At 41.1% G+C, this 14,402-nt stretch carries 15 protein-coding genes; 3 read left to right on the forward strand and 12 right to left on the reverse strand.

The features are described 5' to 3' along the window. Nucleotides 1-645 (forward strand): START domain-containing protein, encoded by a 645-nt coding sequence (locus B2Y23_RS05515; RefSeq protein ID WP_291369490.1) that lies wholly within the window; start codon nucleotides 1-3, stop codon nucleotides 643-645. A gap of 358 nt (nucleotides 646-1,003) precedes the next feature. Next, nucleotides 1,004-1,894, forward strand: a complete 891-nt coding sequence (locus B2Y23_RS05520) for a LysR family transcriptional regulator (protein WP_291369492.1) — start codon at nucleotides 1,004-1,006, stop codon at nucleotides 1,892-1,894. A gap of 98 nt (nucleotides 1,895-1,992) precedes the next feature. Here the strand turns inward: B2Y23_RS05520 and ahr are convergent, their stop codons facing one another. The 12 genes from ahr to B2Y23_RS05580 all read right to left on the reverse strand — a co-directional run bounded on the left by ahr (nucleotide 1,993) and on the right by B2Y23_RS05580 (nucleotide 12,723). Then, nucleotides 1,993-3,015, reverse strand: coding sequence for an NADPH-dependent aldehyde reductase Ahr (gene ahr / locus B2Y23_RS05525; RefSeq protein ID WP_291356353.1), 1,023 nt, complete (start codon nucleotides 3,013-3,015; stop codon nucleotides 1,993-1,995). Between the two features lie 18 nt (nucleotides 3,016-3,033). Further along, the gene (locus tag B2Y23_RS05530) at nucleotides 3,034-3,618 is read right to left on the reverse strand and encodes a DNA-3-methyladenine glycosylase I (RefSeq protein ID WP_291369494.1); all 585 of its coding nucleotides are present in this window, start codon (nucleotides 3,616-3,618) and stop codon (nucleotides 3,034-3,036) included. Between the two features lie 21 nt (nucleotides 3,619-3,639). Next, nucleotides 3,640-3,885 carry a hypothetical protein gene (locus B2Y23_RS05535; protein WP_086196761.1) on the reverse strand — a complete coding sequence of 82 codons (246 nt, stop codon included), beginning with the start codon at nucleotides 3,883-3,885 and terminating at the stop codon, nucleotides 3,640-3,642. Nucleotides 3,886-3,902: 17 nt separating this feature from the next. After that, nucleotides 3,903-4,445, reverse strand: coding sequence for a M23 family metallopeptidase (locus tag B2Y23_RS05540; protein WP_291356355.1), 543 nt, complete (start codon nucleotides 4,443-4,445; stop codon nucleotides 3,903-3,905). Between the two features lie 62 nt (nucleotides 4,446-4,507). Further along, nucleotides 4,508-5,542: an A/G-specific adenine glycosylase gene (mutY, locus tag B2Y23_RS05545; protein WP_291369496.1), complete on the reverse strand. Its 1,035-nt coding sequence runs from the start codon at nucleotides 5,540-5,542 to the stop codon at nucleotides 4,508-4,510. 125 nt (nucleotides 5,543-5,667) lie between these two features. Beyond that, nucleotides 5,668-6,030: an HIT family protein gene (locus B2Y23_RS05550; protein ID WP_291356357.1), complete on the reverse strand. Its 363-nt coding sequence runs from the start codon at nucleotides 6,028-6,030 to the stop codon at nucleotides 5,668-5,670. 71 nt (nucleotides 6,031-6,101) lie between these two features. Beyond that, nucleotides 6,102-6,842, reverse strand: a complete 741-nt coding sequence (locus B2Y23_RS05555) for a dienelactone hydrolase family protein (RefSeq protein ID WP_291369498.1) — start codon at nucleotides 6,840-6,842, stop codon at nucleotides 6,102-6,104. A 360-nt stretch (nucleotides 6,843-7,202) separates the two neighbouring features. Next, the gene (locus tag B2Y23_RS05560) at nucleotides 7,203-7,904 is read right to left on the reverse strand and encodes an FKBP-type peptidyl-prolyl cis-trans isomerase (RefSeq protein WP_291369500.1); all 702 of its coding nucleotides are present in this window, start codon (nucleotides 7,902-7,904) and stop codon (nucleotides 7,203-7,205) included. Nucleotides 7,905-7,961: 57 nt separating this feature from the next. Continuing rightward, nucleotides 7,962-8,666: an FKBP-type peptidyl-prolyl cis-trans isomerase gene (locus B2Y23_RS05565; protein ID WP_291369502.1), complete on the reverse strand. Its 705-nt coding sequence runs from the start codon at nucleotides 8,664-8,666 to the stop codon at nucleotides 7,962-7,964. Nucleotides 8,667-9,004: 338 nt separating this feature from the next. Beyond that, nucleotides 9,005-11,197: a polysaccharide biosynthesis tyrosine autokinase gene (locus B2Y23_RS05570; protein WP_291369504.1), complete on the reverse strand. Its 2,193-nt coding sequence runs from the start codon at nucleotides 11,195-11,197 to the stop codon at nucleotides 9,005-9,007. Between the two features lie 18 nt (nucleotides 11,198-11,215). Further along, nucleotides 11,216-11,644, reverse strand: a complete 429-nt coding sequence (locus B2Y23_RS05575) for a low molecular weight protein-tyrosine-phosphatase (RefSeq protein ID WP_291356362.1) — start codon at nucleotides 11,642-11,644, stop codon at nucleotides 11,216-11,218. After that, nucleotides 11,644-12,723, reverse strand: a complete 1,080-nt coding sequence (locus tag B2Y23_RS05580) for a polysaccharide biosynthesis/export family protein (RefSeq protein ID WP_291369538.1) — start codon at nucleotides 12,721-12,723, stop codon at nucleotides 11,644-11,646. Before B2Y23_RS05580 ends, B2Y23_RS05575 begins: the two co-directional genes overlap by 1 nt. A 397-nt stretch (nucleotides 12,724-13,120) precedes the next feature. Between B2Y23_RS05580 and tviB the strand changes: the two genes are divergently transcribed. Beyond that, nucleotides 13,121-14,398, forward strand: coding sequence for a Vi polysaccharide biosynthesis UDP-N-acetylglucosamine C-6 dehydrogenase TviB (gene tviB / locus B2Y23_RS05585; RefSeq protein WP_291369507.1), 1,278 nt, complete (start codon nucleotides 13,121-13,123; stop codon nucleotides 14,396-14,398). Nucleotides 14,399-14,402: the final 4 nt, after the last annotated feature.

A 14,402-nucleotide genomic window follows, 5' to 3' on the forward strand; every position in this document is an offset into this window, starting at 1 on the left:
ATGAAAAAAGTGATATTGATGGCCTGTGCAGTAGCGATGCTTGCTACTGTACAAGCTAAACCTATGGATAATGCCAAACTCAGTATTAACAAAAATAATATTAAAGTGTGGACCTATCAAAACAGTCAAAACCCGGTATTTTTATACAAAGCTGAGACCACTTACGATACACCTTTCGAAAAAGCCGTCGGTCTGATTCTGGATGTCGACCATGCGGTGAAATGGGTGCCGTATATGGGCAGCATCAAAGTCCTGTCGCGCGATGACAAAAAAGGCGAGTTTTTATTGTATATGGTGTTGGATTTTCCTTTTCCGCTAAAAGATCGTGATTTAGTGGTACAAGGCAAAATGATGAAAGATGCTCAGGGTGTTATTACCATAAAAAATAAAGCAGTCGATAAAGGCTATGCCAAAAATCCGGATTATGTACGTTTAACCCATTATGAAGGCGATTGGACCTTTCAAAAATTAGCCAATAATAAGGTCAAAGTTTCCACGTATGGTTATGCCAATCCTGAAGGTTCTATTCCTTTAACCTTTGTGAATATGTTTGTACAGCAGCAGCCTTATCAGATGCTGCAAAAGATGAAAGCTGAACTGGCCAAACCCTCGAGTATTCCGCTGTTGCCTGAAGCATTACGTTAAAACAGAAAAAGAAAAAAGTCCGCATCAAGTGGACTTTTTTCTTTACAGTATTTTATGAACATCACTGATTATTCAGCACTTTATTCGATGAAAATTTCATCTGAATAAACCTCTATATTCACTGAAAAATCCGGCCTTAACCATTTTAAGCCACAGATATGCTCTATGTGTTGTAATGGAAAAATCACGGCAAAAGCAGCTCTATCCCAACGGATGAATGCCAATGCTGTTGATGAGTTATTAGGTTAATTCCATCTTCAAATTTTCAAGATCGGCGTGATTTTGCAGCTATTATTGTGGTTAAAAATACATCAATTTGAAAAATATTCTGGATTAAACATCAATACATGAGTGCAAGATGAAATCGACCATCGAAGAACTACACGCTTTTGTGACCATTGTCGATAGTGGCTCGATTGTGATGGCAGCAGAACGTCTGGGACAAACTACATCCGGTATCAGTCGGGCTTTGCAACGTCTTGAAAACAAGCTCACTGTAACCTTGCTGGAACGTACCACACGCAAGTTGAAACTCACTCAGGAAGGGCAACTATTTCTGGAAAAGGCTCGTAAAATTTTAAATGACCTGGGCGAAGCCGAAGATGCCTTGCTGAAATCTGATAGTGATACTTCTGGACTGATTCGGGTGGATTCTGCCACGCCTTTTATTTTGCATGTCATTGTGCCGCTAATTCAGGAGTTTATGCAGCAATATCCCAATATCGAAATTGAACTCACCAATCATGATCAGGTCATTGATTTACTGGAACATAAAACCGATCTCGCCATTCGTTTTGGAGATTTGCACGATTCAAGTTTACATGCCAGGTTATTATGTCGTAGTCGTCTCTATATCGTAGCCAGTCCCGGGTATTTAGAACAACATGGAATACCGCAATCTCCAGCGGATTTATCGCAACATGCTTTACTGGGCTTTAGTCAGCCGACCCATTTAAATGCCTGGCCGATTCAGTTAAATGACACAGATTTGATTGTTCATCCTAAAATAAAAGCCTCCAATGGTGAAACCGTTCGGCAATTGGCTTTACAGGGCCTAGGAATTACTTGTTTGTCACGATTTTTGATTGAACAGGATTTACAAGCGGGACACCTGACAGCCTTATTAGAAGATCAAATTCGTCTGCATTATCAGAACATTCATGCAGTTTACTATCGCCAAGAGCATCTGCCGAAACGGGTGCAGTTGTTTATTGAATTCCTGGCACAAAAGCTTGCTATCTATTTATAAGTGACATAAATACGAATCAGGCAAAATAAATAAAAATCTGCCAAGCTCTACTAGTCTTGGCAGATGGGATTCAAGTGAAGATTAAATTCAAAACTGACTTAGAAATCTGCTTTCAGCACAATCCGATAACGCGCATTTCCTGAATGGAGATGTTCAATCGCCTGATTGAGTTGTGACATTGGAAACACTTCAATTTGCGGGGCAATATTTTTACGCGCAGCGAATTTCAGTAATTGGCGTAATGCAGCAGGGGAGCCAGTAGGCGAACCAGTCAGTGATTTTGCACCGCCAATCAGTGTACCAGCTGAGATCTGCATGGGTTCCAAAGGAAGCCCTAGCATATGCACTGTACCGTTTGGTGCCAGAGTAGCCAGATAAGCTTGCCAGTCCAGGGTCACATTGACGGTACTGAGTAACAAATCGAATTTACCGCGTTGAGCTTTTAATGCGGCTGTATCGCGGCTATTCACTACATGGTCTGCACCCATAGCTTTTAGTTCTTCAGCCTTGTCTAAATTAGATGTGAATGCCGTAATTTCACAGCCCCAGGCTTTGAGCAGTTTGATCGCCATATGACCTAGACCGCCAATCCCGATCACACCCACATGATGTATGGCTTGAATCTGGTGTTTGAGAATCGGATCAAACACGGTAATACCACCACAGAGGAGTGGCCCGGCACTTTCAGGGTCTAAATCTTCGGGCAGGGGAATCACCCATTGCCAGCCAGCACGAACTTTGTCGGCAAAACCACCGGCATGTCCAACAATGGTTGCTGTTTGCCCACCAGTACACAGTACTTGCTGACCCGATACACAGGAATCGCAATATTGGCAACTTTCAGCAGTCCAGCCAATGCCCACTCGTTGTCCGACTTTTAAACCTTTAGCTTCTGAGCCGAGCTGAGTAATGGTGCCAATAATTTCATGTCCGGCCACTACAGGATAAACCGAAGATTTCCACTCATTATCAATCACTGAAATATCAGAATGGCATAAACCGCAGTATTCAACTTTAACTTCAACCTGATGCGGCTGTAATTCACCGGCATCAAACTGGTAGGGTTCAAGGGCTGCACCTGCCTGCATCGCTGCATAGGCATGGATGATGTTATTACTCATGGCAAAATCCTTTCATGATCATTTTAATGAGGAAGATGTTTTAAAAGTGCAATGATTTTCATGGTCATCGACCATACCCACTGCTTGCATAAAAGCATAACAAGTGGTGGGTCCTACAAATTTAAAGCCCTGCTTTTTTAAAGCTTTTGAAAGCGCAAGACTCATGTCAGTTTGGGCAGGGGCTTGACGATAATCTACTACATCATTGTATAAGGTTTGATATTCAACAAAGCTCCATAGCCAGTCGCTGACATTACGCTGTTGTGGTTTTAATTGTTGGGTTAAATGCTGCCAGGCAATTGCATTGTCACGAATTGCTTTGAGCTTGCCGATGTGTCGAATCAAACCGGCATCTTGTAATTTATTTTCCAGCTCTGCATCACTGAACTGGGCAATTTTTGCAATCGGAAATTGAAAAAAATGCTGTCGATAACTGTCCCGTTTTTTCAGTACCGTAATCCAGGACAGGCCGGCCTGCTGTCCTTCCAGACACAGCATTTCAAATAAATGGGCTTCATTATGACTGGGAACTCCCCACTCATGGTCATGATAAGCGATATAAAGAGGATCATTTGAGCACCAGCCACAGCGTTGAATCGACATTTTTGATGCTCCTGAACAGGTTTAAAGTTTGAATTCAGTCCATTGATCTTGCTGATTGTCCCAGTAATACAGTTCGGCTTGCGGTAAATCAGTGAACTGAATCCACATGTCTTTACCCGTTTTTTCTGCAAAACCGGTGCTGATCAAAAGCGCTTCTTCGGTAATTTCCATCACCCAGCCCTGGTGAGTTTGTCCCGCCAAAACAATTTTTTGTTGATTGCCTGATTCAGCAAATTCGACCAAACGATTGATCAACGCTTCTGACATGAATAGTTCCTAAAAAATTAACGTAAATAAGGATAGGGATTCACCACACCACGACCCTTACCCTCAAGGTAAATACCGTAGTGTAAATGCGGTGCCGTATGACGGGCATTGCCGGTATTACCGACATAACCGATCAGATCACCTTTTTTGACATAATCACCGACATTTAAGCCGCGTTTATGATCATCAAGATGGGCATAGTAATGCCAGGTTCCACCGGGTCCCAGAATCCAAACCACTTTACCACCCAAATTGTTATTGCGTAAGTCGGCAATGAGACCTTCCGTGGCACTCAGCACTTTTGTTCCACGTGGAGCCATAATATCAATGCCTTCATGAGTGCGGCCACTACTGCGGGAAGCGCCCCAGGTATCCTTTAACTGTCTGGCTTTGATATTTTTTACCGGAATAGGCAATGATGATTTCAGCTGCATACTTTTCAGCTTTTGCACCTGAGCTGGCGGAAGCCGGGTAGAGGAAGATTTTTGCGGCGTTGAAGTACATGCCGCAATCCACAAGATGCTAAAACCCAAAAATAAGGTCGAAATAAAACGTAGCACTGTTCATCCTTTTTTCATTCTAATCTATGTGAAAATTATTCGAAGTACAGTGCCTGACTATGTCATAAATTTACTGCAGAGATCAATTTTTTCATCGCAGTAGGTATCCCCATTGCTGTTGCACTTTGTGGGCTTAACCAGCTGCCATTCAGTTCAATCGAAAGATGTTCTTGCTGGTCAGCATCCACTTCAAAGCACATGGCTGCCAGTTGCCAGGTAAAATGAGTAAAACTATGCGTGATTTCTACTCGTTGGATGACTTTTTTTAATCCTAAAGATTGGCACAAGAGTTCAAATTCGGCAGGATTTTCAATAATCGGCAAGCACCATAAGCCGCCCCATAGCCCGCTATTGGGACGTTGTTGCCATAACCATTGATCACCAGACTGAATCAGTAAGACTTGAGCTGATTTTACCGGCACAGGTTTCTTGGCTTTTTTAAACGGCAATTCAGTTTCTAGTCCCTGTTGATGTGCCTTACAGTGCTGCTGCATCGGGCAATATAAACAGAGCGGTTTTTTCGGGGTACAGATGGTTGCGCCGAGGTCCATAATGGCCTGGGTATAGTCATGATTGCGCTCAACTGGACAAAGCTGTTCGGCCAGTTGCCAAATGGCACGTTCATGCACAGGTTTGGACAGGTCATCTTCAATGGCAAAGAAACGCGCCAATACCCGTTTGACATTGCCATCCATAATCACGCCGTACTGACGCAAACCTAGCGACATCAATGCCCCTGCAGTGGAGGGACCAATTCCGGGCAGTTCCATCCATTGCTCACGTGTTGAGGGAAAATGGCCTTGCTGTGCAACGAGTGCCGCAGCTTTATGTAAATTTCGAGCTCGGGCATAGTAACCCAGACCCGCCCAATAAGGGGCTACATCATCCCAACTGGCCCGTCCTAAATCCTCAACTGTGGGAAAGCGTTCCATAAAACGCTCAAAATATTGCAGCACAGTTTTTACCTGGGTTTGCTGTAACATGATTTCAGACACCCAGACCTTGTAGGGATCATCAACCACTTGCCAAGGCAAATCATGACGACCATGTACATCAAACCAGGAAAGCAGGGCATCGGCAAAAGAAAACTGTGACATGTGAACCGTAGCGTGGGAATAGATGAATAGTATAACGAAAATTGCATGTTACTGCGGGAATGTCCTCAGCAAAAAAAATGATGCCGAAGCATCATTTTTTTTGGTGGATAAAGCATCATCCTTTTTTACTCGCTAGACATGCCCCAGCGCTCATCAAGTTTCAATGTCTGGCCTTCATAGCGTGGAATAATATGAATATGCAAATGTTCATTCACCTGACCAAACACTGAACCATCATTAAAGCCAATATGGAAGCCGGAAGGATGGTAACGTAATTTCAATTCATTACGGGCAAGCTCCAGCAGAGACATTAAGCTTTTACGTTCCTTGTCGGTAATATCAAAAAAAGAACTGACATGACGTAGAGGAACAATCACGGAATGACCTTTAGATAAAGCATTTGGTTCGGGTAAAATCACCCCGAAATCATTTTTATCAATGATGTCATATTCATCAAAATTGCAATATGCACAATTGTTTGTAGTCATTGTTGTATCCTCTCTAAATTTTCCATGTCACTGGTTCAGTAAAAATACCAGAACCCTCTTTACCTTCATCGTTATTCACCAAGTCGGGTTTTCAATAATTCATACATCGCAGATAAACCTTGCTGTTCAGCTGCTGCGTTATAGCCCAGATCAACACCATTGGCTTTGGCACGCTCGTCTGCAAGCGGGTTACTAAAGCCATGTTTAGCATCTTCAAAAATAATCACTTCATGCTCGACTTGAGCAACATGCATTTCTTCTTTAAAGCGTGCGACATCATCCAGACTCACCATGCTATCTAGCTTTCCGTGGAGCACTAGAATTTCAGCTTTGACCTGTCCGGGTTGGGCCGGTGCTTTGGGGGTAAGTGTGCCATGGAAGGTGACCACAGCCTGTAAGTTTGCTCCAGAACGTGCCAGATCAAGTACAACTTTCCCGCCATAACAAAAACCTACGGCTGCCAGTTTATCTGCATTTACTTCCTCTTGCGCAGCTAATGTGGCTAAACCTGCAGACGCACGAGTCACAATCGTTTCAGGATCTTCAAAGGTTTGCATCATCCATTCACTGGCTTGAGGTACGGCCGTAGTGACTTTTTTATCCCCGTACATATCAATAGCAAGAGCGGCATAGCCGTGTTCAGCAAGTTCGCGCGCACGCTGTTCGGTGTAGTCATTTCGTCCCCACCATTCTGGTGCAACAATAATTCCCGCGAGCGGTTTTGCTGATTCAGGGGCGGCAAAGTATCCAATCAAATGTGTTCCGTCTACTGCAGTGTACTGAATTTCACGAGTTTTAATGCTCAGAGCCATGGATTCAATCCTTGTAATAAATAAAAAAGTACTAATTAGAAAGTATAGAAATGGATTTCTTTAATGATTGTACAAGATCGGTCAATTTTGACCGCATACTATTCTGCCTAAATTGAAACATGCTTTTTATGAATCGGCTGATACATCTAAATGTTCAAGAAATATAAATTAATTTTATTTTATAGGAGATGACAGAAAGGGAAACAGATCGGCAAAATTTAGAAATTTAGCTTTTTAAGTGAAATGCACATGATGAAGGGATTACATCTAATCGATGTTAAAAATAGCGAGCGGTCATAACTGTTAGAAGAGCTTGAGATTAACTTGCTCGCTATTTTTAAATGAAAAGTAACGGATTGATTAGTTGCTGGATTTAGGTAATACCTCAAGCAGTTCGACATCAAAAATTAAGGTGCTATTTGGTTCAATCACATCGCCGGAACCAATTTGACCGTAACCCAGTTGTGCGGGAATAAAAAAGCGGTATTTCGCACCTTCTTTCATCAGCTGCAGACCTTCAGTCCAGCCTTGAATAACCTGGCTGACCTGAAATTCCGCTGGTTGGTTTCGGGCAATTGAACTGTCAAATACCGTTCCATTAATCAGTCGACCTTCGTAATTGACTTTAACCACGGAATTGGCCTTGGGTGATTTTCCGGTACCCTGTTTCAAAATCTGATATTGCAAACCGGATTTGGTCGTTTGAACACCTTCTTTTTTGGCATTGGCCGCTAAAAATTCAGCCCCAATTTTGGCATTGGTGTCGGCCTTTTGTTTTAGCTCGATCAGCTGTTTTGCTTCACTTTGTTTTTTATGTTGATTCAGAACGCGAGCCATTTCCTCATCGGTCAAGGCAGATTTACCATCTTGAGTGGCTGTCTTTAAACCAAGTATGAATGCATCCAGATCTAAATCTTTAAACGATTCAGCATTGCTACGTCCCATTAAATAACCAAAGCTGTAGCCAACCTGTTCTTTTAAACTGCTGTTATTGGTCACCGTTTTTGCAAAACTTACCGTGCTGCACAAGCATAAACAAAGGAGTGTTATAGATATTTTCATATTCTTATCTCAAGATAAATAAATAAATAAGGAGAGCAAAAGCTCTCCTTAAAATTATTATTTTACTTTAATCAATTCAACATCAAAAATAAGCGTGCTATTGGCAGGAATCATGCCAGGAACGCCTTGTTCGCCATAGCCTAATTGTGACGGAATATAAAGGGTCGCTTTACCGCCTTCTTTCATGAGTTGCAGACCTTCAGTCCAGCCTGGAATGACTTGATTTAATGGAAATTCAATCGGTTGGCCACGCTCAATTGAGCTGTCAAATACTTTGCCATCGACCAGCTGGCCTTTGTAATGGACAGTCACCATAGAATTGGCATTCGGTTGTTTACCTGTGCCTTCTTTGATGATTTTGTATTGCAAGCCTGAAGCTGTAGTTTTCACTCCTGGTTTTTTCGCATTTTCAGCCAAGAAATTGTCACTGGTAGATTGAGCTGTTTTTGCTTGATCCAGCTGTTTCTGTTGCATCTCTTTTTGGAACTGCTGATAGGCCTGTTGAAGTTCTTGTTCTGTATAAGCCGGTTTATTACGAGCATGCCCTTCACGTACACCTGTAACAAAGCTGTTAATATCTAATTCTGGTGGGGTTTGATGTGCCACTTCATAGCCGAGTGCATAACTGATTTTCTCAACAGCAGAAGCATTTTTTGATGCTTTCGAGGTCACAGTAGCGGGGTTTTGAGTTGCATAATAAACAGGTACAAGTGCAGCACCGCCTAACAGAACAGCGACAGCGATGGGTAAGGCTTTACTCATAGGTTTTCCCAAATTCATTTTATATTAAAAAAGTTGCATTAATTTTAGCAGACTTTTCTATCCAACACGTTTCCAGTGAAGCGTAGTGTACAGAAATCCAATATATTCTTATCAACACCTCTATTCTATAACAGTCTGAATATATAAAACATTTATCATACAATAAAATGTCTATTTTTATTTAAGCAAAAAATGAAAGATGAGTTTTAAGCCATAAGCTTTCATCGTTTAATTTGCCCAGGAAATACTGACAAGGAAATAAGCATAAAAAAGTAAAAGCCAGTGCTTTGCACTGGCTTTTAGCATAAAACGCTTTAAATCATGTTCAATAAAAAGAGTTAATCATTATCTTTTGAGGCTTTATATCCATAGGTATAGTTATAGCCATAACCATAGCCATAACCACCTGAGCCACGTTGAATATCATTCAGAATAAAGCCATTCACCTTCACATTCACTTGTTCAAAACGATTGACCGTTAATTCAAGTTCTTTCATTTGCGATTTTGCATAACGCGCAATCACTAAATTTACACCTGCATATTGTGAAATGATAATACCGTCTGTGACTGCCAATACCGGCGGAGTATCAATAATAATATGATCATACAAGGGTGAAAGGTGATCTAAAAGTTCCGAGAATTTTGCCGAACTTAACAGCTCTGAAGGATTCGCCGGATTTTTACCACGAGTGATCACATCCAAATGAGGAACTTCTGTAGATTTAATAATGCTTTCAAATGATTGTTGACCATTTAAAAATTCAGCCAGACCGGATTGATTATCCTGATTAAAATATCTGTGTAAATAACCACGACGCATATCGCCATCGATAAGTAACACCCGCTTATTACTCTGTGCCAGAATGGTCGCCAAGTTCGCGGAAATAAAAGATTTACCCACCTCAGGAGCAGGCCCTGAAATCATGATGATATTATTTTTGGCGTTGCTTAAAGCAAAATGAATCGCTGTACGCATGCTACGTAAGCTTTCAATCGCAATATCATCGCTGTTTTTAACGGCTAAAATAGGAATATGTTTGTTCTTTTTCAGTAGCTTAAGTCGGCTTTCTTGAATAGGTGAACGTGGAACAGTGGCATAGACAGGCAAATCCAGTTCATTTTCAATTTGATTGGCATCTTTAATGCCTGAACGCATCATATTACGTAATAAAGCCAGTAAGGTTCCCAGGAAGCCCCCCAGGAAGATGGCTAAAATTAAAATTTGCAGTTTTTTCGGTGCAATCGGTTTAATTGGCTCAACGGCTGTATCGACAACCCGGACATTGCCAATTTCACCCGCTTTGGCAATACGCAATTGCTGGTATGAGTTAAGCAGGGCAGTATAAAGCTGCTGTTTGACTTCAACCTCACGGTAAAGCTGTAAATAACGACGTTGCAAATCAGGCAGTTGTTTTAAAGTACCATTCAGCTCGGCAATTTTATTATTAATAGCACCAAGTTGAGCATTCATTTGCTGCATCACCGGATGTTCACTGGTGTATTTTGCAGAAGCTTCCGCCAGTTTTTGCTCCAGTTCAGCTTTAGATGTTTCTAGCTGAATGCTCTGGGTTAAATACAGTTCGGATTCTTTGGTCACATCAACCGTATTAAACTGTTGACGGAATTTGTTGAATTCACGTTCAGCAACATCCAGTTGTTGTTTTAATTCGGGTAACTGTTCTTCAAGGAATTTAAGTGTTTGTGCAGTTTCAGCAGAACGGCGTTCAATATTCTGGTGGCTATAGGCAACCAGAATTGAATTGAGAACCTGGGTGATGTGTTGTTTATCTTGACCTTGATAATTTAAGCCCAAGATACCTGTCATTTTACCTTTTTCAGCCACAGAATAGTTATTTGTGATTGAACTCATGGCAGCAGGTAAAGACATTTTTGCAATATTATAACTGTCTTTCAGCTGGTCTTGAGTATAAATGGCCACTTTCCAAGTCCCGAATTCTGAACTGAGATGGCTCTCTTGGTTGGTCAGTCCAGTAAAAACCACTTGTTCGGTTTCTACATCCGTTAGAGTAAATTTATTGCCATTAAAATTAAGTAATAGATTCTTGTCTAAGTAATAAGCCGGAACTTCAAATTTGCGAACATCAAATGACTGGGCATCATCCTTAAATAAAACAGATTTGCTGTGATATTGAGTCTGATAATCGTGTGGATTTAATAAGCGATCAAAAAAACTGTTTTCTGTCCCAGAAATCTTTAAATCCAGATTTAAGTTTTTAATGACTGAGCCAAGTACTAATCGCGATTTCAAAAGTTCAATTTCAGCCTGAGCCGGTTGCTTTTGCTCAATCATATTGGATAAATCACCCAATAATGCGGCAGAAGTCCCCTTACTTTCTTCTACTTGTACCAAGGCATCCACTGAATAGGTATCGGGCGTGGTTCTTAAATATAATAGGGCACAAACCAGACTTAAAATGATGCAGAGTGCAATAAGTTTCCATTGAGCAATCAGTGAAAAGAATAGTTCTTTTAAATCAATGGTATCTTCAGTATTGGTATTTTGGCTCATAATTTTGCTATCAAAAAGTTAAATATGTTGTGTCCAGTCGTTAATACAGTCTTGTATTAACTGACAGGTTTCATCAAAGACCAATTGCTCATGCTGGAAGGGGTCAGGGACATTTTTGCCTTGCCAATGACCTAAGCGGAAGGTTTTTCCTTTAGCAAAAGGCCAGGTTTGCTCTAAATGCTTTTGCTGATTTTGACTCATGACTAAAATCAGATCGGCCTTTTTAATGAGGTCAGCATTCAGCTTTTTGGCAATATGAGGACTCATATCAATACCTAAACGCTGCATACAAAGAGAAGCCTTTTGATCTGCAGCGTGGCCGACTAAACCGGAAATACCCGCAGACTCAATATGAAGCTGCGGATACTGCTGTTTTAAGAAATATTCAGCCATCGGACTACGACAGATATTGCCTACACAAACCACAAGGATATTCTGAATTTGCATTATTGCCCCAAGCGATCCAAATTATAAAGTGCATTTGAAAATGGAATAATTTGGTTGACTACACGTTGCCAACGAGCTAGACCAGAAGCATCGACGTAGACAATGTCATTACTGCGCATTTTGAACTTATTGGCTAAACCAAAATCGGCAATACTGGTTAAATCCAGTTGATAAACTTCAGTAGAGGTATCTCCAGCATTGCTGCGAACCACATAAATTTTACTTCGACTCGCAGACAACGGATTTAAACCTAAACTTTCACCTAAAACATCACTTAAACTCATCCCCTGATCACGCATTGGCAGGGATTGGTTTTTACCTGATTCACCCATCACATAAATTTTTTGGTTTTCACGTGAATTGACATATAAAGTATCATTCGGTTGAATCAGCAAGTTATGTAAAGACAGTCCGGCTTTTTCCAGCTCAATACTATTCAGTTGATAGGTACGGCCTTGTCTGACCAAGGTAATAGAGGTGTTATCGCCTTGCTGAGAGTTCACCCCACCCGCCATACCTAAAGCGGTATATACACTCACGGGTTGATCGCTTAGAGCAAATTGTCCGCCTTTCATCACATTGCCTTGCACGGAAAAACGCTGACCTTGATAAGACAATACCCGAGCAATCACATCTGGTGTTTTTAAATAACGGGAAAGTTGACTACGTAACTCCTGGTTGACCTGAGTTAATGACTTTCCTGCAGCCTTGTAGCGTCCAATCATAGGGAATTGGATATAGCCATTTTGATCAATTTGATAGCCGTTGGCTTGTACAGCTTGTTCATTACTTATTGTATTTGTAGGCGGGGTAATTTCAGGATAGGCCCAAAGATAAATGGAAAGAATATCGCCTGGACTCAATTTATAATTTTTATGGGAGCTATTAAATAAATGGGCATAATCTTGACGAATATTAATTTCGGCGGGTTGTACGGCAAATAGCGATTCTTGAGTGAGTTTGATTACATTAACTTGAGTTCCTAAATCCGTTTGATAAACCCCTTCACTAGGTAAATCATAAGTTTGCAGACCTGATGTAATGGCACAACCCGTCATTCCTAAACTCAGTGCAAACATAACGCTATAATGGTAATAACTCACTCGAAATCCTGTTTATAAAAATAATTTGAAAATATATAGGCGTAATTTGCCCAACAAATAAAATTTGAACAATATTATTTTATACCATTAACCTTTTGTTACCTAGTCTAAGATGTAGTTGAATCGTAAGAGGTTTGGTGGAGGGACAAAATTACTGCTGTCTGATCGTTAAATAAAAAATAAATTTATCTATTACATGATGTTTTTTGCATTTATAAGCAATCATTTTTAGGGTGAATTAAATTGCCCATTTGAATAATCTCTCAAGTAAAGACAATATTTTACAATTAAAATTACTGAAATTTCTGTTATATTATAATGCTATTTACAACGTCACGATGATTAACAATTCATCGATCGCATAGGCTTCTATATGTTACAACTCTCTGAACTGAAAATAGCAATTATTGGGCTAGGTTATGTTGGTTTGCCACTGGCAGTAGAGTTTGGTAAAAAAGTTTCAGTTGTGGGCTTTGATATTCACCAAAAACGGATTGATGAATTAAAAAGCGGACAGGACCATACTTTAGAAGTTTCTCCCGAAGAATTAAAACAATCCACACATTTAAGCTACACCTCACAGCTTGAAGATTTATCTGACTGTAACTTCTTTATTGTGACTGTACCGACCCCGATTGATGAGTATAAACAGCCTGACTTAACCCCATTGGTTAAAGCCTCGCAGAGTATTGGCAAGGTGCTGAAAAAAGGCGACGTGGTGGTATATGAGTCGACCGTGTATCCGGGAGCAACGGAAGAAGTCTGTATTCCTGAACTGGAAAAAGTATCTGGCCTAAAATTCAATCAGGATTTCTTTGCCGGTTATAGCCCTGAGCGCATTAATCCGGGCGACAAACTGCACCGTGTGACCAATATTTTAAAAATCACTTCAGGTTCAACCGCTGAAGTGGCGGACTATGTTGATCAGGTCTATAACCTGGTGATTGAAGCGGGTACCCATAAAGCGTCGAGTATTAAAGTCGCGGAAGCTGCGAAGGTGATTGAAAATACCCAGCGCGATGTCAACATTGCTCTGATCAATGAATTGGCGGTGATCTTTAACAAAATGGGTATTGATACTGAAGCTGTGCTTCAAGCTGCAGGAACAAAGTGGAACTTCTTACCGTTCCGTCCGGGTCTGGTCGGTGGTCACTGTATAGGGGTTGATCCGTACTACCTCACCCATAAAGCACAAGCGATTGGCTATCATCCGGAAATTATTCTGGCCGGTCGCCGTCTGAATGATGGCATGGGTGCGTATGTGGTGACTCAGTTGGTGAAAGCGATGCTGAAAAAACGCATTCAGGTTGAAGATGCCAAAGTCCTCATTCTCGGGTTAAGCTTTAAAGAAAACTGTCCCGATATCCGTAATACCCGTATCACTGATATTGTCAATGAACTGAAAGAATATCATATCGATGCCGATATTTATGACCCTTGGGTAGATGCAGCTGAAGCTGAACATGAATACGGGCTTAATCCCATTTCAACCCTGGAAAATGGCAAATATGATGCAGTGATTCTGGCGGTTGCGCATCATCAGTTTAAGGATATGGGCGTAGAAAAAATCCGTGCCTTGGGTAAAGCAGAACACGTGTTGTATGACTTGAAATATGTGCTGTCTCAAGCCGAATCTGATCTTCGTTTGTAATAGG

It is taken from the genome of Acinetobacter sp. UBA5934, from assembly GCF_002430855.1.
Taxonomy (GTDB): domain Bacteria; phylum Pseudomonadota; class Gammaproteobacteria; order Pseudomonadales; family Moraxellaceae; genus Acinetobacter.

Bases quoted from the DNA above. Each gene is read 5' to 3' on its own strand.
- B2Y23_RS05530 (WP_291369494.1), bottom strand. From the start codon at position 3,618: ATGTCGATTCAACGCTGTGGCTGGTGCTCAAATGATCCTCTTTATATC.
- B2Y23_RS05580 (WP_291369538.1), bottom strand. From the start codon at position 12,723: ATGTTTGCACTGAGTTTAGGAATGACGGGTTGTGCCATTACATCAGGT.
- B2Y23_RS05565 (WP_291369502.1), bottom strand. From the start codon at position 8,666: ATGAGTAAAGCCTTACCCATCGCTGTCGCTGTTCTGTTAGGCGGTGCT.
- ahr (WP_291356353.1), bottom strand. From the start codon at position 3,015: ATGAGTAATAACATCATCCATGCCTATGCAGCGATGCAGGCAGGTGCA.
- B2Y23_RS05520 (WP_291369492.1), top strand. From the start codon at position 1,004: ATGAAATCGACCATCGAAGAACTACACGCTTTTGTGACCATTGTCGAT.
- B2Y23_RS05555 (WP_291369498.1), bottom strand. From the start codon at position 6,842: ATGGCTCTGAGCATTAAAACTCGTGAAATTCAGTACACTGCAGTAGAC.
- B2Y23_RS05550 (WP_291356357.1), bottom strand. From the start codon at position 6,030: ATGACTACAAACAATTGTGCATATTGCAATTTTGATGAATATGACATC.
- B2Y23_RS05570 (WP_291369504.1), bottom strand. From the start codon at position 11,197: ATGAGCCAAAATACCAATACTGAAGATACCATTGATTTAAAAGAACTA.
- B2Y23_RS05535 (WP_086196761.1), bottom strand. From the start codon at position 3,885: ATGTCAGAAGCGTTGATCAATCGTTTGGTCGAATTTGCTGAATCAGGC.
- B2Y23_RS05560 (WP_291369500.1), bottom strand. From the start codon at position 7,904: ATGAAAATATCTATAACACTCCTTTGTTTATGCTTGTGCAGCACGGTA.
- B2Y23_RS05515 (WP_291369490.1), top strand. From the start codon at position 1: ATGAAAAAAGTGATATTGATGGCCTGTGCAGTAGCGATGCTTGCTACT.
- mutY (WP_291369496.1), bottom strand. From the start codon at position 5,542: ATGTCACAGTTTTCTTTTGCCGATGCCCTGCTTTCCTGGTTTGATGTA.
- B2Y23_RS05575 (WP_291356362.1), bottom strand. From the start codon at position 11,644: ATGCAAATTCAGAATATCCTTGTGGTTTGTGTAGGCAATATCTGTCGT.
- tviB (WP_291369507.1), top strand. From the start codon at position 13,121: ATGTTACAACTCTCTGAACTGAAAATAGCAATTATTGGGCTAGGTTAT.